Genomic DNA, 17,570 nt, shown 5'->3' with positions numbered 1-17,570 from the left:
AAAAATAGATGCGTAGTCGTAGTATTGATCCAAACAAACTTGAACTTGAAGAACGCGTTGTTACTATCAACCGTGTAGCGAAAGTTGTTAAAGGTGGACGTCGTTTCCGTTTCTCTGCACTTGTAGTTGTTGGAGATAAAAATGGCAATGTTGGTTTTGGTACTGGTAAAGCTCAAGAGGTACCAGATGCAATCCGTAAAGCAGTTGAAGATGCGAAGAAAAATCTTGTGGCAGTACCTATGGTTGGTACAACAATCCCACACGAAATTATCGGACACTTCGGTGCTGGTGAAATCTTGCTAAAACCTGCTTCTGAAGGTACTGGAGTTATCGCTGGTGGCCCAGTGCGTGCAGTGCTTGAGTTAGCTGGTGTTGCTGATATCCTATCTAAATCTTTAGGAACAAACACACCAATTAACATGGTTCGTGCAACTTTAGACGGTTTAAAACAATTAAAACGTGCTGAAGACGTAGCGAAGTTACGTGGTAAATCAGTAGAAGAACTGTTAGGATAAGGAGGGAAATTAGATGGCAAACAAACTGGAAATTACCCTCACTAAAAGCGTAATTGGTCGTCCTCAAGACCAACGCGAAACAGTTAAAGCATTAGGTCTACGTAAAGTAAACCAAACAGTAGAACAAAACGATAATGCTGCTATCCGCGGCATGATCACTAAAGTATCACATTTAGTATCTGTTAAAGAAAACTAAAAATCATTCTTCTTCAATAAGGAGGTGCCAATATGAAACTTCATGAATTAAAACCTGCAGAAGGTTCTCGTAAAGAACGCAAGCGTTTAGGTCGTGGTATCGGTTCTGGTACTGGTAAGACTGCTGGTAAAGGTCATAAAGGTCAAAATGCACGTTCCGGTGGGGGTGTAAGACCTGGATTTGAAGGTGGTCAAACTCCTTTATTCCGTCGTTTACCAAAACGTGGTTTTACAAACATCAACCGTAAAGAATATGCAATTGTTAACCTTGACGCTCTAAACCGCTTCGAAGACGGAACGGAAGTAACTCCAGAACTTCTTATCGAAACTGGTGTTGTGAGCAACGAAAGAGCAGGAATTAAAATTCTTGCAAAAGGCAAAGTAGAGAAAAAGCTTACTGTTAAAGCACATAAATTCTCCTCTGCTGCAAAGGAAGCTATTGAAGCTGCCGGCGGTCAAACAGAGGTGATCTAATGTTTCAGACAATCTCCAATTTTATGCGTGTGGGTGAAATAAGACGTAAAATCATATTCACCCTATTAATGTTGATTATATTCCGTATCGGTACTTTCATACCGGTACCTTATGTTAATGCAGATTATTTACAAGCACAGGATACTTTTAGTGCCTTCGGAATATTAAATACTTTCGGTGGTGGGGCACTGAAAAACTTTTCAATACTCGCTATGGGGATTATGCCATATATTACTGCATCTATCATTGTCAGCTTGCTGCAGATGGATGTTGTGCCTAAGTTCACTGAATGGTCTAAACAAGGTGATGCTGGTCGACGTAAATTGACTCAATTTACGAGATACTTCACTATCGTGTTAGGCTTCATTCAGGGCTTTGGAATGTCATATGGATTTAATAACCTAGCTGGTGGTGCTCTGATTACTAATCCTGGAATTGGTTCCTACTTAGTAATCTCTGTTGTGTTAACAGCTGGAACTGCCTTCTTAATGTGGTTAGGTGAACTAATTACATCAAAAGGTGTAGGTAATGGTATATCCATTATCATCTTTGCTGGGATTGCTGCTGGTATTCCATCAATAGCAAACCAAATTTACGCACAACAGTTTGAAAATCCTGGTGATCAGTTATTCTTGCGCATCGCTACAGTGCTTCTTATTGTAGTTGCAGTGATAGCACTTGTTGTAGGAGTAATCTTCATCCAGCAAGCACTTAGAAAGATTCCAATCCAATATGCGAAAAGAATGACGAATGGAAATAGCTCTGTTGGAGGACAATCTACACATCTTCCACTTAAAGTGAATTCCGCTGGGGTTATCCCAGTTATCTTTGCGGTTTCATTCCTGGTAACACCAAGAACGATCGCATCATTCTTTGAACAAAATGCTGTTACAACATGGATACAAAAAGTATTCGACTATACGCATCCTATTGGAATGGTTATCTATACAGTATTAATTCTTGCTTTCACTTATTTTTATGCTTTCATTCAAGTGAATCCAGAACAAGTTTCTGAGAACTTGAAGAAGCAAGGTGGATACATTCCAGGTATTAGACCAGGAAAAAGTACGCAAGAATACTTGACTCGTGTTCTTTACCGTTTAACATTAGTTGGAGCATTATTCTTAGCTGTCATAGCTATTCTTCCAGTTTTCTTTATCAATATTGCTGGCTTGCCGCAATCTGCGCAAATTGGTGGAACTAGTTTACTCATCGTTGTCGGTGTTGCACTGGAAACAATGAAACAGCTTGAATCACAGCTAGTTAAACGTCACTATAAAGGATTTATTAAATAATTTAATTTAGGGGACTGATGTCCCTTGAATTATATGTGCAAGACTTTATTTAGGGGGGAATACGCATGAATTTAGTCTTAATGGGGCTCCCTGGCGCAGGCAAAGGTACACAAGCCGAGAAGATTGTCGAGAAATATGGCATCCCTCATATCTCAACTGGTGATATGTTTCGTGCTGCAATGAAAGATGAGACAGAGCTTGGACTAAAAGCAAAATCATTTATGGATAAAGGTGAATTAGTACCTGATGAAGTTACAATTGGTATAGTTCGCGAAAGACTTAGTAAGGATGACTGTGAAAAGGGTTTTCTTCTAGACGGATTCCCTCGTACTGTTCCACAAGCTGAAGCTTTAGAATCCATTTTGTCTGATTTAGTAAAAAAACTTGATTATGTGATCAATGTTCAAGTTGATCAAGAAATATTAATGGAAAGACTAACAGGACGCCGTATCTGTAAAAGCTGTGGGGCTACTTATCATTTAGTATTTAACCCGCCAGCTAACCCAGAAACATGTGATCGCTGTGGCGGAGAGTTATATCAACGTGCAGATGATAACGAAGCTACTGTTAAAAACCGTTTGGATGTTAATATCAAACAATCTCAGCCATTACTTGATTTTTATGAGTCAAAAGGCTATCTGAAGAACATCAATGGCCAACAAGATATTTCGAAAGTATTTTCAGATTTGGATGAATTACTAATTACTTTAAAGTAATCCTTAATTCATAAAACACTTTTGCTTAGACTAATCTGTCCTAGCATGGACTAAAATCAGAGAATCAAATAGAAGAATTGGGATGAAATGGCTAAGGAGTTTATTCCTAAACATGATGCATTTCCTTTTTTCAAAAGGTATAATAATTCCTATGGTTATATCTGTAACAAGTAAAGCATAAAAATGAACTTTGTCATCTTTATGCGAGTTAGAAGAATAATCAATTTAAGATAATTGGTGCAGAGTATTTTGGATTTCATGGTAGCTCCGCTTGAATTGCTTTTTTATCTAGTAGTGAAGAAGGTAACTATTATTCTTTCTATTATGGACATAAGGTATTGGACCAGGTGTGCGCTATCGGTAATTCCTCTTTAATTAATATCGGAATGCGAAGATCTTAACGGCATTTCATCAAGCAATTGTGTATGCGATGCAAAGAATAAGGTTAGACTCTTGAAGAAGCTTTGACTTTCTTTTTTTGCGGAAATTACGATAAGCGATGAAACAGCCGCAGTTAGCACAGGCTATTTGTTTCTATCGTACTGTTTGCGAGAAATATTTCCTATAATATAGCTTTACAGCAGTTCATATAAACGAGTTTTAGCTGTGTTGGTGGTCACATTGATCGATTCTGATGGAAGTTTATAATTTTTATTATTAATTTGTTATTAATAGCGGACGTGTGTGTAACATTATGTTATAATCAATTAGTTGCAGTTATATGACAAGTTAGTATATTATAGAGCAGTTCAGAGTAGTTGATGTACACCAATCGTGTTACAAAAGAAAAGAACTACACTTTACTATAGTTAGTTTTAAGTATTTCGCATTTTAAAATGAAGGGAGAATTTATTCGATGGCTAAAGACGATGTAATCGAAATTGAAGGCACAATCACTGAAACTTTGCCGAACGCCATGTTTAAGGTAGAATTAGAAAATGGTCATACTGTATTGGCTCACGTTTCTGGTAAAATCCGCATGCATTTTATTCGTATTTTACCTGGTGATAAAGTAACGGTTGAGTTATCTCCATATGACTTGACTCGCGGAAGAATTACTTACCGCTTTAAATAATCTGATTGCACTCCGTACTATCAAGGAGGTTAGGATAATGAAAGTTAGACCATCTGTTAAACCTATCTGCGAAAAATGCAAAGTTATCCGCAGACGTGGGAAAGTTATGGTTATCTGTGAAAACCCTAAACATAAACAAAAACAAGGTTAATTATAAGGAGGTGCGCATATAGATGGCACGTATTGCTGGTGTGGATATTCCACGTGAAAAACGCGTAGTAATATCTTTAACATACATTTTTGGTATCGGAAAAATTACTGCACAAAAAGTATTGGCAGAAGCTGGTGTTTCTGAAGATACTCGTGTTCGTGACTTAACGGAAGATGAACTTAACAAAATCCGTGATATCATTGACAAACTAAAAGTTGAAGGTGACCTTCGTCGTGAAGTTTCACTTAACATTAAACGTCTAATGGAGATCGGTTGCTACCGTGGTCTTCGTCACCGCCGTGGTCTTCCAGTTCGCGGACAAAACACGAAAAACAACGCTCGTACACGCAAAGGTCCTCGTAAGACTGTAGCTAACAAGAAAAAATAATCCGTAAAGGAGGTACTTTAAATGGCACGTAAAACGAATACTCGTAAACGTCGTGTGAAAAAGAATATCGAATCTGGTATTGCACACATTCGTTCAACATTCAATAACACAATCGTAACAATCACTGATGTACATGGTAATGCTCTTTCTTGGTCAAGTGCAGGAGCTCTAGGATTTAGAGGTTCTCGTAAATCTACTCCTTTCGCTGCTCAAATGGCTGCTGAAACTGCTGCTAAAACATCAATGGAACATGGTATGAAAACTCTTGAAGTAACTGTAAAAGGACCAGGTGCTGGTCGTGAAGCTGCAATCCGTGCTCTTCAAGCTGCAGGTCTTGAAGTTACTGCTATCAGAGATGTAACTCCAGTTCCTCATAATGGCTGCCGACCACCTAAACGTCGCCGCGTTTAATTTTTCTGTATAAAATCATTTATCCTTGTCTATACTGGGATTTGATTAAAACTTTTTAAAAGCCCGTACAGAATTATTAACCCAGTTGTTGTGCACAAAGCGGGAACGTAAACATGGGGAATTTCGGTTACTAAAATAGCCGGGGTTTCGACGTTTTGAAGGAGGGTATATTTTGATGATCGAAATAGAAAAACCAAAAATCGAAACGGTTGAGATCAACGATGATGCCAAATACGGCAAATTCGTCGTAGAGCCACTTGAGCGTGGATATGGTACTACTTTGGGTAACTCCTTACGTCGTATTCTATTATCCTCACTTCCTGGTGCCGCTATCACATCCATTCAAATTGATGGGGTACTTCATGAGTTCTCAACAATTGAAGGCGTCGTGGAAGATGTAACATCTATCATATTGAACATCAAGAAACTAGCACTTAAAATCTACTCTGATGATGAAAAAACTTTAGAGATTGATATGCAAGGTGAAGGAGTTGTCACTGCAGCGGACATCACTCATGATAGTGATGTAGAGATCTTGAATCCAGATCTTCATATCGCTACATTGGGCAGCAACGGAAATCTTCGCATGCGTTTAACTGCAAAGCGTGGTCGTGGTTACACACCTGCTGAACAAAACAAGCGTGAGGATCAACCTATTGGTGTAATTCCAATTGATTCAATCTACACTCCAGTTTCTAGAGTGAATTATCAAGTTGAGAATACTCGTGTTGGTCAATTGACTAATTATGATAAACTAACATTTGACGTTTGGACTGACGGTAGTACAGGTCCTCAAGATGCTATTGCACTTGGTGCAAAGATTTTGACAGAGCATTTAAACATCTTCGTTGGTTTAACTGATGAAGCTCAAAATGCTGAGATAATGGTAGAAAAAGAAGAAGATCAAAAAGAAAAAGTTCTTGAGATGACGATTGAAGAGCTTGATTTATCTGTTCGTTCTTATAACTGCCTAAAACGTGCTGGGATTAATACAGTACAAGAATTGGCTAATAAGACAGAAGAAGATATGATGAAAGTTCGAAATCTTGGTAGAAAATCTCTTGAAGAAGTTAAGCATAAACTGGAAGAGCTAGGTTTAGGCCTAAGAAAAGACGACTGATAAACAGCCGTTTTTGATTGCCCAGCTGCTTGAATAACAACAAAAGGAGGGAATCACACATGGGTTACAGAAAGTTAGGACGCACTAGCGCACAGCGTAAAGCTATGTTACGTGACTTAACAACAGACTTAATCATCAACGAGCGCATTGAAACAACTGAAGCTCGTGCAAAAGAACTTCGTTCTGTTGTAGAAAAAATGATTACACTTGGTAAACGTGGAGATCTTCATGCACGCCGTCAAGCTGCTGCTTACGTACGTAATGAAGTTGCTAACGTTGAAGAAAACCAAGATGCTGTTCAAAAATTGTTCAGCGACATCGCTGCTCGTTACACTGAACGTCAAGGTGGATACACACGTATCATGAAAATGGGACCTCGTCGCGGAGACGGTGCACCAATGGTAATTATCGAGTTAGTATAATAGAGATTTAAGGAACATAGGGTGCCGGACAGTTTATATTGCTATGAAACTTGTTCAAGTACCCTTTTTCTTTAGTAGTCTCATTCTATATGCTATCAAGCCAAAACAGAGTGTTACGATGAGCATTAGGAAAGAATAAAGAACAAATGTCTCGTCTAGCTCTAGCACCTCTGCAATTCAAGTTGAATTGGAGGTGCGGGCTTTTTTCGTTTTTAAAAGAAGCATTCAGGGTGCGAGAATAGGAATATCATAAGATTCATTTACAACATATGAATTTCCTGGATTCAGGGACATAGGTATTTACTTCAAATTTATATCTTATGTAGAACCAATTCAAAGCTCGCCCGTAAGGCGAGTTTTCTTTTTGGCAAAAGAAGAATGAGTGAGGTATTATATGGACCATAAAGTTTTGGTAACAGTCGACTCCTTATCCTTTATGTATGAAGATCAGCAGACAAAAGCACTAGATAACGTTTCTTTCCAAATAAAAGAGGGTGAATGGGTAGCTATCGTCGGTCATAATGGTTCAGGTAAATCAACACTTGCTAAGCTATTAAACGGGTTGTATTTTTCAAAAGAAGGATCTATCCGCATTGGAGACATAGTCATATCAGAAGAAACAGTTTGGGATGCTAGAAAAAGAGTAGGTATGGTTTTTCAAAAACCTGATAATCAGTTTGTAGGGACAACAGTTAAAGATGATGTGGCTTTTGGCTTAGAAAACAATGCTATTCCTAGGGAGGAAATGCATAAACGGGTGGAAGCTGCTTTAGAAAAAGTAAATATGCTATCTTTTCTTGATCAAGAGCCGCACCATCTTTCAGGTGGACAAAAACAACGTGTAGCAATTGCCGGTGTTATTGCATTGAAACCAAGCATTATCGTCCTTGATGAAGCGACGTCTATGCTTGATCCACAGGGGAGACAGGAAGTACTCGAATTAATGAAAGAGCTGAAGCAGGAAAATATGACGGTAATCTCTATCACCCATGATCTTGATGAAGCAGCAAGAGCAGACCGAATTATCATCATGAATAAAGGGAAGGTTTATCAGGAGGGTAAGCCCTCTAAAATTTTCCAGTTAGAGAAGGAATTAATTGAAATTGGACTTGATATCCCATTTGCGATAAGACTAAGAAGCGGTCTTGAAGCGCAGGGGGTACAGGTAGACAAAATAACATTGACAGAAGAAGAGTTGGTGACTGAGCTATGGACATCTCACTTCAAAAAGTAGCATATCGTTATCAAGAGAATACACCGTTTGAAAGATTGGCAATTGAGAATGTGGACATAAATATATCCTCAGGTTCTTATATGGCTATCATTGGTCATACAGGCTCTGGTAAATCCACAATTCTTCAGCATTTGAATGCCTTATTAACACCTACTAGTGGAAGTGTTGCAATAGGTGACAGGTTAATTGAATCTGGCCGTAAGAATAAGAACCTTGCTCCAATTCGCCAAAAGGTAGGAATCGTTTTCCAGTTTCCAGAAAGCCAGCTATTCGAAGAAACAGTAGAAAAAGATATCTGTTTTGGACCAATGAACTTTGGAGTAAAAGAGGAAGAGGCAAAAATCAGAGCAAAAAGGGCTTTGGCAGAGGTAGGGCTTTCGGAAGATTACTTGAACAAATCCCCATTTGATTTATCAGGTGGGCAGATGAGACGAGTAGCTATCGCCGGTGTTTTGGCTATGGAGCCTGAAGTGCTTGTTCTTGATGAGCCAACTGCAGGACTAGATCCAAGAGGCCGAAAAGAAATCATGGAAATGTTCTATAGACTGCATAAAGAACGAAACTTGACGACTATACTGGTTACACACAGTATGGAGGACGCAGCATTGTATGCAGACAAAATCGTCATTATGAATAAAGGGAATGTTTATAGAGAAGGAACTGCTGAGGAAATATTTTCAGAAAGCGAAGATTTAGTGCGAATTGGATTAAATGTTCCTGATATTGTTAGATTCCAGAGGAAATTAGAAGCTCAGCTTGGCTTTAAACTTGATAAAGTGCATTTAAATACGGAGACATTTATTATGGAACTAGCGGATTACTTAAAGAAAAATGAGGATCATCAATGATGGGGAAAATGATAATAGGTCGTTTTGTTCCGATTGACTCACTTCTGCATAGAATGGATCCTCGTTCAAAGCTTATAATTGTATTTTTATTTATTTGTATTGTATTCCTAGCCAATAATGCTGCTACCTATTTTATTCTTGCTGCGTATGTTGGTTTGATGATCCTTTTGTCAAAGGTTCCTTTTAAATATATTTATCTAGGATTAAGACCAATACTTTGGCTTATATTATTTACTTTCTGTCTTCATTTGTTTTTTACTAAAGATGGCAGCTTATTATTCGAATACGGATGGATTAAAATATATTCAGAAGGACTAAGGATGGGGATACTCATTTCATTACGCTTCTTTCTGCTTATAATCATGACTTCCTTGCTCACATTGACAACAACACCAATTGAGCTTACAGATGCATTGGAGACATTGCTGGGACCTCTGAAAAAGATCCGCTTTCCAGTTCATGAACTTGCCTTAATGATGTCTATCTCTTTACGCTTCATCCCAACACTGATGGATGAAACAGAGAAGATAATGAAGGCGCAGATGGCAAGAGGGGTGGAATTCTCGAGCGGTCCAATTCAAAGCAGAATAAAAGCAATTGTACCATTATTAATTCCGCTTTTTGTCAATGCCTTTAAGAGAGCCGAGGAGCTTGCAACTGCTATGGAAGCGAGAGGCTACCAAGGTGGAGAGGGCAGAACGAAATATCGTCAGCTAGTTTGGAAGCAATCGGATAGTGTCATGATAGTATTATTAGTGCTTGTAGCAGTTTTGCTGCTTGTATTTAAATCATAATGGAGAAAAGTGATGCAAAGATATAAAGGGATAGTCAGCTATGATGGCTCCGAATATTGTGGATTTCAGCTTCAGCCGAGGGACCGCACTGTTCAAGGAGAAATAGAAAAAGCTTTAAAAAAGCTTCATAAAGGCAGTGAGATAAAGATTCAAGCATCAGGCCGTACAGATGCAGGCGTCCATGCAAAAGGACAGGTCATCCATTTTGATTCAGATTTGGATATACCTGCTGGAAAGTGGGAGCTCGCAATAAACGCAATGCTGCCTCATGATATTGTATTTTCTACAATAGAACCAGTTAATCTGGACTTTCATGCAAGATACAATGTAACTGGCAAGGAATACCGTTATTTTATCCATCTCTCTGAAAGAAGAGATCCGTTCAAGCGTAACCATGCCTATTATTATCCATATAAATTGGATATTGAGGCAATTCGCAAAGCACTTGAATATTTTATTGGTGAACATGACTTCACCAGCTTTTGCTCGATGAAGACGGATAAGGAAGATAAGGTAAGGACGATTACGTCAATGGAATTGGTAGAAGAAGATGATATGCTTATTTTTAGCTTTAAAGGAAATGGCTTCCTTTATAATATGGTGCGTATCATAATCGGAACACTGCTTGACGTTGGCAGAGGCAAACGAAAGCCAGAGTCTATTAAAGAAATTCTAGTGAAAAAAGACCGTAAAGCCGCAGGAAAGACTGCTTCTGCAAACGGTTTGTATTTATGGAAGGTTTACTATTAAGTAGAAAATATAAAGTCGAAAAGAATTTTTCATAACAACTAAACCTGGTGTAACATTTTCTTGACATATGGCACTCTAGCATATATCATAATATGGTATGTATTATAAACCCACATTAAGCCCCGGAAACTTAATTGTGTGAACATATAGACGTAAATCATTAAAACAACAAAAAAACTAAAAACTTAACATTCAGGAGGGAAACTCATGCGTACAACGTTCATGGCTAATTCAAACACTGTTGACCGTAAATGGTACGTGATTGATGCTGAAGGCAAAACTTTAGGTCGTCTTGCTAGTGAAGTAGCATCAATCCTACGTGGAAAACATAAACCAACTTTCACACCACATGTGGATACTGGTGATCATGTTATTCTTTTAAATGCTTCAAAAATCGAATTGACTGGTAAAAAATTGACTGATAAAATTTACTACCGTCACACTATGCATCCAGGTGGACTAAAGCAAAGAACTGCTTTAGAAATGCGTACAAACTACGCTGAGAAAATGCTTGAGCTTGCTATCAAAGGCATGCTTCCAAAGAATTCTCTTGGTCGTCAAATGTTCAAAAAATTACATGTATACGCTGGTAGCGAGCATCCGCACCAAGCACAACAACCAGAAGTTTACGAACTTCGCGGATAATTAATAAGGGAGGTAAAAAAAATGGCACAGGTTCAATATATCGGTACTGGTCGTCGTAAAAGTTCCGTTGCACGTGTACGTTTAGTACCAGGCGACGGTCAAATCATCATCAATGGTCGTGAAATTGAAAACTATATTCCATTTGCAGCTTTACGTGAAGTTGTAAAACAACCATTAGTAGCTACTGAAACTACTGGAAGCTACAATATCCTAGTTAACGTTAGCGGTGGAGGATACACTGGTCAAGCTGGAGCTATCCGTCATGGTATCGCTCGTGCTTTACTTCAAGCAGATCCTGAGTACCGTCCAACACTTAAGCGTGCTGGATTGTTAACTCGTGACGCTCGTATGAAAGAACGTAAAAAATACGGTCTTAAAGGCGCTCGTCGTGCACCTCAGTTCTCAAAACGTTAATTTTACGTTTCAAAAGACTCTCAAGCTTATTGCTTGAGAGTCTTTTTTTTCTTTCTATTTTACATGTTAATATAAAGCCCCATATGTCTTACATATGGGGCTTCTAAAACTTACTTATTTCCCTGGGCAAGATTGCTTACTTCTTCGGCTGTAAGTAAACCATCATAAATCCTCAATTCATCCATATAACCCTTAAATGGTGGGTCCCACCAGTTCACCCCAAGACTGAAGCTTGCATTTGCTGTCGTGAATATATTTGGGAAACCTGTGCCTTTATACTTTTCATTTCCGTTAACGTACACGGAAATAGCATCCTTATCTACTGTAAAAGCTAAGTGAGTCCACTCACCAGTTTTTATTTGGCTGCCGACTGAGGCATCATACCAAGTTGAACTGCCAGACCATACTTCTGTACTGCCATTTCCTGTTCCGTATGGAAGGAGACTTATCCAGTTGTTACTATCTCTTGCACCAAAGAAAGTAGTAGTGTATTGTGTCAACTGTTCTGGTTTAATCCAGAGGGAAACACTGTAGATGTCGCTTGATATTAATCCGTTTGGCAAGCGAATGCCTGAAGCTCCATCGAACTTAGCTGCCTTTCCGCCGTTTACTCCATCAGCAAAGGAAATGGACCCACCGGTATTATCAATTTTATTTCCTGTTATTGTGCCGCTGCCAAATTGTGCGTTACTGTCATTTAAATTACCTTCGAATGAATATTTTGCAGCCAAACCATTTTCCTTATATGGCAAAACAGTAATGACAAAGGTTTTAGTTGTTGTGTACTTGCCCTTCGTAATGGTTGCGGTCAATGTAGCATCTTTGCTTGCAGTGCCAGACTCAGGACGTGTTATGTTACCTGTTTCTGAAATGACATTTGAATCAGAGGTTTTCCAAGTGATTGTTGCATGACGGGTCCCCTCAGTCGGTAAGGATATATTAGAAACTACGTTAGCTGTATCGCCAAGGTCTAGGTCAGTTTTAACATCCTGTACGATTTCCTTGTCGGTCTTATCTTCCATTTTGCTGCCCCAGATTGTAACTCCTTCGATTGACATGGCTGTAAATGCCATTACATAGCTTTTGGATACTTCATCCCATTGGCGGACAAACACACCATTGTAGGTATTGCCGTCGATTTTTATTTCCGCTTCATTATGACTTGTCTTTTTCCAAGTACCAGTCATATCTCCTGTTATCTTTCCGTTTTTAGTCAGTTCGATATAAACAGATGCTGTGATATCGCCTGAATATGTTTTGCCATGATTAATGAACTGATACTGGCCAATCAAATCCTGTTTATTTACTTTTTTAAGCTTTTCTCCACTATAACGGTATGGTGCTGCAATTGGCCATCCGTCACTATTCATGAACATCTCATGAACGCGTACTTCATGCATTTCCCCTGTTTCAGGGAAGCGGGAATGGAACACTAAGAAATGCTGACCTGTTTTAGAATCAATGAAAGCAGAGTTATGTCCAGGTGATACGTAGCCGACTCCGATACCAGTGCCAGGATCTCCAATTCTTCGTTCAAACAGGAAATTTCCCATAACCTTATTTCCATAGAGTGAATTGTCTACATTTCCAGGTAGCACCGCAGATTGGCCGCTTGCATCTACATATGGACCATCTGGTGATTTGGAGCGAAACAGCCTCATATTATAACCGCCATCAGCACCTAACCAGCCATATGTCACATATAGATAATAATATTTTGTATTTTTATCATAGACTATATATGGACCCTCTCCAGATTTGTAATAACCGCCGGCAATTTTTGTGCCGAAGTAGCGGTCAATCATTCTGCCATCCTTTGTTTTGCCATCTTTCTCAGGATAGATTGGTTTTCCAGTTTTCTTATCTATCTCCAGCAGGAAGATACCGCCAGACCAAGAGCCATATGTCATCCAAAGTTTGCCGTCAGCAGCTGTGAACACATTAGCATCAATAGCATTAGGATAAAGATTATTGTTGTAGGAGCCGTCAGAATTGAACCAGTTGTCATTTTCGCTTTGCAAGTTTCCAGAATGAATCAAACCTTGAATATTTGTGTTGACCCACTTTTTGTCGACATTGCTATTAGCGTCTTTGGCACTATCTTTCGTAAAACCAGAATAGACAATTGTATCAACATACTCATAAGGACCTTCAATATCTTGAGAAACAGCATAGCCGATTGCGGATCGTATATAAGTAGATGATGCACTATAATAAATCATGTAGGCACCTTTGCTGCCATCCTTATTGACATAGTTTTTATTCCAGAAAACATCAGGAGCCCATACAGCGAAACCGCCCTTGCTGTCCGAATCATTTTCTCCAGCCCATTTAAAGGAACCTGCTAAGTTTTTTGATAAGTCATCATATAACTCGTTATTTGGAGTTGTATAGCCATTTGTAAAGGTCTCCCAGTTAATCAAATCATCTGATTTCGCTGCTTCAATATGTGAGCCGAAAACATAGTAAGTATCACCGTCCTTTACTATGGATGGATCATGAACAGATACGTCTTGATAATCAGGAATTGCATTTGTGCTGGCGAGGTTTGTTTGATTTGTTTTTTCTGCAAATGCAGCGCTTGGAATAGTTAGTACTAAAGCTAAAGTGGCGGACAGCAAAAGCCGCAAATTACTTTTTCTCATTGACATAACTCCTTCTTTTTTAAAATGGAAGCCATTTGCTTAAAATGGAGATGGACAGCTCCAATTCTTAGGGGCGTTGTATTATGTATGGGGAGCGGCTCCAAAGTAAGATTGTACCGGTTCAACCTCCTTTCGCCTTTTATTAAAAACGCTTTCATAATCTATCATACGATAACAATATTAGCGGGAAAGAATCGATTGGCCTATTTTTTTACAGAAAATACATATTTCTAATAAAATTAGGAACTAATCAGTGCATAACACGTATTAACATTATAAGTAGGAGGTGCTAGAGTAATGTACTCTAAAATAGAGGAACCGAAGAAAAGCATATCAGAAAAAGCAATGAAAGTTTGGCGCATATCAGAGACCATCATAAATGTGGGAATACTAATAGTGCTTTGTGTTTTATATTATTTAGATGGTTATTTTGAGTGGAAGTACTGGATTGGCTGGATTATTCTTGGCCTTATAGGTTTAACAGTACTATCAGCAATCTGGGAAATTATTATGGAACCGTCGTTAAAGCAAAAATATTGGCGTTATGATGTGGACGAAGAATTCATCCAGTTGAAATCAGGAATATGGAAAAAAAAGCATCAACTCATCCCGATGACAAAGGTACAGTCGGTTGAACTTGTGCAAGGGCCACTATTAAGAAAATACAAGCTGTATTCTATCTCTGTCGGTACGATGGGAAGCAGTCATCAAATTCCGGCTATCCCAGAAGTAGAAGCACTAGAGCTAAGGAACCAAATAGCTCATTATGCAAAGATTAAGGAAGTGGAATAATGGAAGGAAGAACAGCACGGCTGCATCCGGTAAAAATGCTGCTGGATTTCGTTTCATTAATTAAAACCAATTTCATCATACTTTTCTTTCTTTACGTCATTCATTTTGGTACAGACAGCAAGTTTTGGTTAGCTGGGCAGTATTTATTTGCGGTGTTTATTCTTATGGCAATTGTTTATAACTTCTTCAATTGGTGTTTCTACCGGTATACAGTAAAAGACGAGGCTATTCATATTTCATCTGGTGTCATGAAGAAATCTGAACGGGTAATCTCTTTAAGTAAGATTCAAAATATTCAAAAGCGTACTACTGTTATCCATAAACTATTCAATATTTCTTCCATTACGATGGAGACCGGAGAGTCAGGTGATAATGGGTCAATTGCATTAGCTGCTGTTTCTAAAAAAGAGGCAGATTGGCTGGAGACAATTGCGTCAAGTGTTTATTCTGAGGGAATTCCAGAAGCGTTCGAGGAGGAAAGGGATTCTGAATATATAGTGGAAACACAGAATGAAAGAGAGATTCATTTTATCGCATCTAAAAAAGATGTATTGAAGGCATCCTTCACATCTTTAAGCTTTTTTGCACTTATCCCTGTTATATTTACGATATATTCCAATATTGAAGACCTGTTGCCAGTCACAAGCATTATGGGGGATTGGCTTAAAGCCATCATGAGATACTGGTGGATGATTGCTATTGCGCTGGTTATTTTTACATTCATTGCAATTGCATTTGGTGTAATTACTACTTATTGGAGGTATGGTAAGTACCAGATTTTATCTGACAGCAAAAGGATTTATATTAGAAAGGGATTAGTGGACGAGGTTGCATTTTCAATCTTAAAAGAGAAGGTTCAGGCTATCGAGGTAATCCAATCACCACTGAAAAGAATTCTACGGCTTGCTGAGGTAAAACTGGTCAGTGCAGGTGAAACAGGAGAAGAGGATTTGAAAACAAATTCTTTATATCCATTTCTACCGGTAGATAGGGCATATGAAATTGTTCATGAGCTGTTACCAGAATATAAAATCCTTCCTAACATGACAAGCTTACCGAAAACTGCGCTTGTGGCAAAAATGTTAAGACCAAGTATTTTATGGCTTGCAGCATTGGTTGGACTTCTTATCTTTAAGCCGAATTTATGGTATGCCTCTTTTGCAGTTTTGCTGATTGTTTATATTTTGCGTTTACTGGATTTTGTAAACAGCCGCTATATTGTCAAAGATGAATATATTCAGATGAAAACAGGCAGCCTTCAAACTTCGCTATTCCTTACAAGGAGAAGCAAAGTAATCGAGGTTGAAGTGGCACAGTCCAGATGGCAAAGCCGGTTTGGTTTAGCGGAAATGGGAATTGTTAACCGCTCTAAGCCAATCGTTCATACTGCCATAAAGGATATTCCTTACGAAGCTGCTATTGACTTTTATTATTGGTATAAGATGAGAGGAAAAGACATTCGTATTGATAAACGATAGATATCTTTTCATATCGTTCCCCATTAAATAAAGTGTATACAAGTACATATTTCCTTCAATGTTCTTGGTTTTTTCGTTCATACTAATAAGGCAAAAGATTTAATGAAAGGACAAATCTCATGCTGACAAAACAACAACTTAATGATTTTCAATCACTGTTAGAAGAGCATAAGCAAGACATAGAAGAGAGATATGACATAAATGATCACCTGAATTTAATAAGAAGCCACGCGCATGATTCTGTTGGTGAGCTTTCGAGCTATGATAATCATCCAGGTGATGAAGGAACGGAATTATATGAAAGAGAAAAAGATATTGCACTAAATGAACATTATAGATTCGAGTATGAAGGTGTGGTTCATGCATTAAAGGCCATCCAGAATGGGACATACGGAAAATGCGTGGAATGCGGCAAGGACATTCCTCTTGAACGTCTGGAGGCTCTCCCTACGGCTTTATACTGTATAGAACATACTCCAGATAAAGTTGTCTCACATGAGCGCCCAGTAGAAGAGGGTGTGCTCATGCCGCCATTTGGAAAGTTTGATATGGATGAACAAGATGAAAATGTAGCTTATGATGCGGAGGATTCCTGGCAGGATGTGGAGAGCTTTGGGACCTCAGAAACACCATCTGATTTTGTCGAGCCTGTTGATCACTATAATGACCTTTCCATTGATTCTTACGAAAATGTTGGGTATGTCGAGGAGTATGAGAACTTTGTTGGGGTCGATATAGAGGGGAAAAACATCACTGTTTATCCGAATCCACAGCATAAAAGATATGAGCACAGTTTAGATGAAGAAGGCATTATGACGAGCTTTGGGGATCTACCTGCATATGAGCATGAACCTTATGTGGAAGATGCAGATGATAAAGAACGGTTTTAAAGGAAGGTCAGGCTGCATAACTAGACTTCAGATCTAGTGCGCTGCCTGACCTTTTTTTGTTTTAAAATAATAATTCGTAAACGTCGTTTAAATGGTGCACTCTTTCGGAATCTTGTTCATTTTCTGCGTGCTGTATTTCTTCTGCCAGCACTTGATTTAGGAAGTTAATCTCTTCCTCTGTTAAATCACGAACAAAAGCTTCTTCTGATTTATAATGGCCCTTGTTCATTTTCCCATAAATGCTTTTTCCTGTATTTGAACGGTCTGTGTATAGTGATAGAACTTCTCTTACATATGCTATAGATTGAATCATGCTGC

22 protein-coding genes are annotated in these 17,570 nt (G+C 38.6%); 20 read left to right on the top strand and 2 right to left on the bottom strand.

The window, feature by feature from the left end; translation table 11 throughout:
* Positions 1 to 8: 8 nt before the first annotated feature.
* The 17 genes from rpsE to rpsI all read left to right on the top strand — a co-directional run bounded on the left by rpsE (position 9) and on the right by rpsI (position 11,447).
* Positions 9 to 515: a 30S ribosomal protein S5 gene (gene rpsE, locus CEQ21_RS12390; protein ID WP_127742431.1), complete on the top strand. Its 507-nt coding sequence runs from the start codon at positions 9 to 11 to the stop codon at positions 513 to 515.
* 13 nt (positions 516 to 528) lie between these two features.
* Positions 529 to 711: a 50S ribosomal protein L30 gene (rpmD, locus tag CEQ21_RS12385; RefSeq protein WP_127742433.1), complete on the top strand. Its 183-nt coding sequence runs from the start codon at positions 529 to 531 to the stop codon at positions 709 to 711.
* 32 nt (positions 712 to 743) lie between these two features.
* The gene (gene rplO, locus CEQ21_RS12380) at positions 744 to 1,184 is read left to right on the top strand and encodes a 50S ribosomal protein L15 (protein WP_127742435.1); all 441 of its coding nucleotides are present in this window, start codon (positions 744 to 746) and stop codon (positions 1,182 to 1,184) included.
* Positions 1,184 to 2,479 (top strand): preprotein translocase subunit SecY, encoded by a 1,296-nt coding sequence (gene secY, locus CEQ21_RS12375; protein WP_185764835.1) that lies wholly within the window; start codon positions 1,184 to 1,186, stop codon positions 2,477 to 2,479. Before rplO ends, secY begins: the two co-directional genes overlap by 1 nt.
* Positions 2,480 to 2,544: 65 nt before the next feature.
* Positions 2,545 to 3,195, top strand: a complete 651-nt coding sequence (locus CEQ21_RS12370) for an adenylate kinase (RefSeq protein WP_185764834.1) — start codon at positions 2,545 to 2,547, stop codon at positions 3,193 to 3,195.
* 856 nt (positions 3,196 to 4,051) lie between these two features.
* On the top strand, positions 4,052 to 4,270 hold the full coding sequence (gene infA, locus CEQ21_RS12365) for a translation initiation factor IF-1 (protein ID WP_016204578.1): 219 nt from the start codon (positions 4,052 to 4,054) through the stop codon (positions 4,268 to 4,270).
* 37 nt (positions 4,271 to 4,307) lie between these two features.
* The gene (gene rpmJ / locus CEQ21_RS12360; protein WP_000868344.1) at positions 4,308 to 4,421 is read left to right on the top strand and encodes a 50S ribosomal protein L36; all 114 of its coding nucleotides are present in this window, start codon (positions 4,308 to 4,310) and stop codon (positions 4,419 to 4,421) included.
* 22 nt (positions 4,422 to 4,443) lie between these two features.
* Complete coding sequence (gene rpsM / locus CEQ21_RS12355; RefSeq protein ID WP_127742447.1) at positions 4,444 to 4,809, top strand: 30S ribosomal protein S13; 366 nt, start codon at positions 4,444 to 4,446, stop codon at positions 4,807 to 4,809.
* A gap of 21 nt (positions 4,810 to 4,830) precedes the next feature.
* Positions 4,831 to 5,220 (top strand): 30S ribosomal protein S11, encoded by a 390-nt coding sequence (rpsK, locus tag CEQ21_RS12350; RefSeq protein ID WP_009791303.1) that lies wholly within the window; start codon positions 4,831 to 4,833, stop codon positions 5,218 to 5,220.
* Positions 5,221 to 5,395: 175 nt separating this feature from the next.
* Positions 5,396 to 6,340: a DNA-directed RNA polymerase subunit alpha gene (locus tag CEQ21_RS12345; protein WP_185767256.1), complete on the top strand. Its 945-nt coding sequence runs from the start codon at positions 5,396 to 5,398 to the stop codon at positions 6,338 to 6,340.
* A 59-nt stretch (positions 6,341 to 6,399) separates the two neighbouring features.
* Entirely contained in the window at positions 6,400 to 6,762 is a 363-nt protein-coding gene (gene rplQ / locus CEQ21_RS12340) for a 50S ribosomal protein L17 (RefSeq protein ID WP_127742449.1), read from the top strand.
* A gap of 394 nt (positions 6,763 to 7,156) precedes the next feature.
* Complete coding sequence (locus CEQ21_RS12335) at positions 7,157 to 7,996, top strand: energy-coupling factor ABC transporter ATP-binding protein (protein WP_185764833.1); 840 nt, start codon at positions 7,157 to 7,159, stop codon at positions 7,994 to 7,996.
* Positions 7,972 to 8,844, top strand: a complete 873-nt coding sequence (locus CEQ21_RS12330; protein ID WP_185764832.1) for an energy-coupling factor ABC transporter ATP-binding protein — start codon at positions 7,972 to 7,974, stop codon at positions 8,842 to 8,844. The genes CEQ21_RS12335 and CEQ21_RS12330 overlap by 25 nt, the downstream gene beginning before the upstream one ends.
* Complete coding sequence (locus tag CEQ21_RS12325; RefSeq protein WP_185764831.1) at positions 8,841 to 9,638, top strand: energy-coupling factor transporter transmembrane component T family protein; 798 nt, start codon at positions 8,841 to 8,843, stop codon at positions 9,636 to 9,638. The genes CEQ21_RS12330 and CEQ21_RS12325 overlap by 4 nt, the downstream gene beginning before the upstream one ends.
* A 12-nt stretch (positions 9,639 to 9,650) precedes the next feature.
* Positions 9,651 to 10,388: a tRNA pseudouridine(38-40) synthase TruA gene (gene truA, locus CEQ21_RS12320; protein WP_185764830.1), complete on the top strand. Its 738-nt coding sequence runs from the start codon at positions 9,651 to 9,653 to the stop codon at positions 10,386 to 10,388.
* Positions 10,389 to 10,595: 207 nt separating this feature from the next.
* Complete coding sequence (gene rplM, locus CEQ21_RS12315; RefSeq protein WP_127742459.1) at positions 10,596 to 11,033, top strand: 50S ribosomal protein L13; 438 nt, start codon at positions 10,596 to 10,598, stop codon at positions 11,031 to 11,033.
* A gap of 21 nt (positions 11,034 to 11,054) precedes the next feature.
* A complete protein-coding gene (rpsI, locus tag CEQ21_RS12310) occupies positions 11,055 to 11,447 on the top strand; it encodes a 30S ribosomal protein S9 (protein ID WP_150911003.1) in 393 nt (130 codons plus the stop codon).
* A gap of 110 nt (positions 11,448 to 11,557) precedes the next feature.
* On the opposite strand, the gene CEQ21_RS12305 is transcribed toward rpsI, so the two are convergent.
* Complete coding sequence (locus CEQ21_RS12305) at positions 11,558 to 14,092, bottom strand: LamG-like jellyroll fold domain-containing protein (protein WP_185764829.1); 2,535 nt, start codon at positions 14,090 to 14,092, stop codon at positions 11,558 to 11,560.
* Positions 14,093 to 14,389: 297 nt separating this feature from the next.
* On the opposite strand from CEQ21_RS12305, the gene CEQ21_RS12300 reads away from it, so the two are divergent.
* The 3 genes from CEQ21_RS12300 to CEQ21_RS12290 all read left to right on the top strand — a co-directional run bounded on the left by CEQ21_RS12300 (position 14,390) and on the right by CEQ21_RS12290 (position 17,252).
* Positions 14,390 to 14,884, top strand: coding sequence for a PH domain-containing protein (locus CEQ21_RS12300; protein ID WP_185764828.1), 495 nt, complete (start codon positions 14,390 to 14,392; stop codon positions 14,882 to 14,884).
* Entirely contained in the window at positions 14,884 to 16,362 is a 1,479-nt protein-coding gene (locus tag CEQ21_RS12295; protein ID WP_185764827.1) for a PH domain-containing protein, read from the top strand. Before CEQ21_RS12300 ends, CEQ21_RS12295 begins: the two co-directional genes overlap by 1 nt.
* Positions 16,363 to 16,481: 119 nt before the next feature.
* Positions 16,482 to 17,252, top strand: coding sequence for a TraR/DksA C4-type zinc finger protein (locus CEQ21_RS12290; protein ID WP_185764826.1), 771 nt, complete (start codon positions 16,482 to 16,484; stop codon positions 17,250 to 17,252).
* Positions 17,253 to 17,313: 61 nt separating this feature from the next.
* Here the strand turns inward: CEQ21_RS12290 and CEQ21_RS12285 are convergent, their stop codons facing one another.
* The gene (locus CEQ21_RS12285) at positions 17,314 to 17,565 is read right to left on the bottom strand and encodes a sigma-G-dependent sporulation-specific acid-soluble spore protein CsgA (protein ID WP_185764825.1); all 252 of its coding nucleotides are present in this window, start codon (positions 17,563 to 17,565) and stop codon (positions 17,314 to 17,316) included.
* Positions 17,566 to 17,570 lie beyond the last annotated feature (5 nt).

Origin of the sequence: Niallia circulans, assembly GCF_007273535.1 — a bacterium.
Taxonomy (GTDB): Bacteria; Bacillota; Bacilli; order Bacillales; family Cytobacillaceae; genus Niallia; species Niallia circulans_B.
The sequence above is the reverse complement of the archived record's forward strand: the minus strand, read 5'-3'. Positions and strand labels throughout refer to the sequence as shown.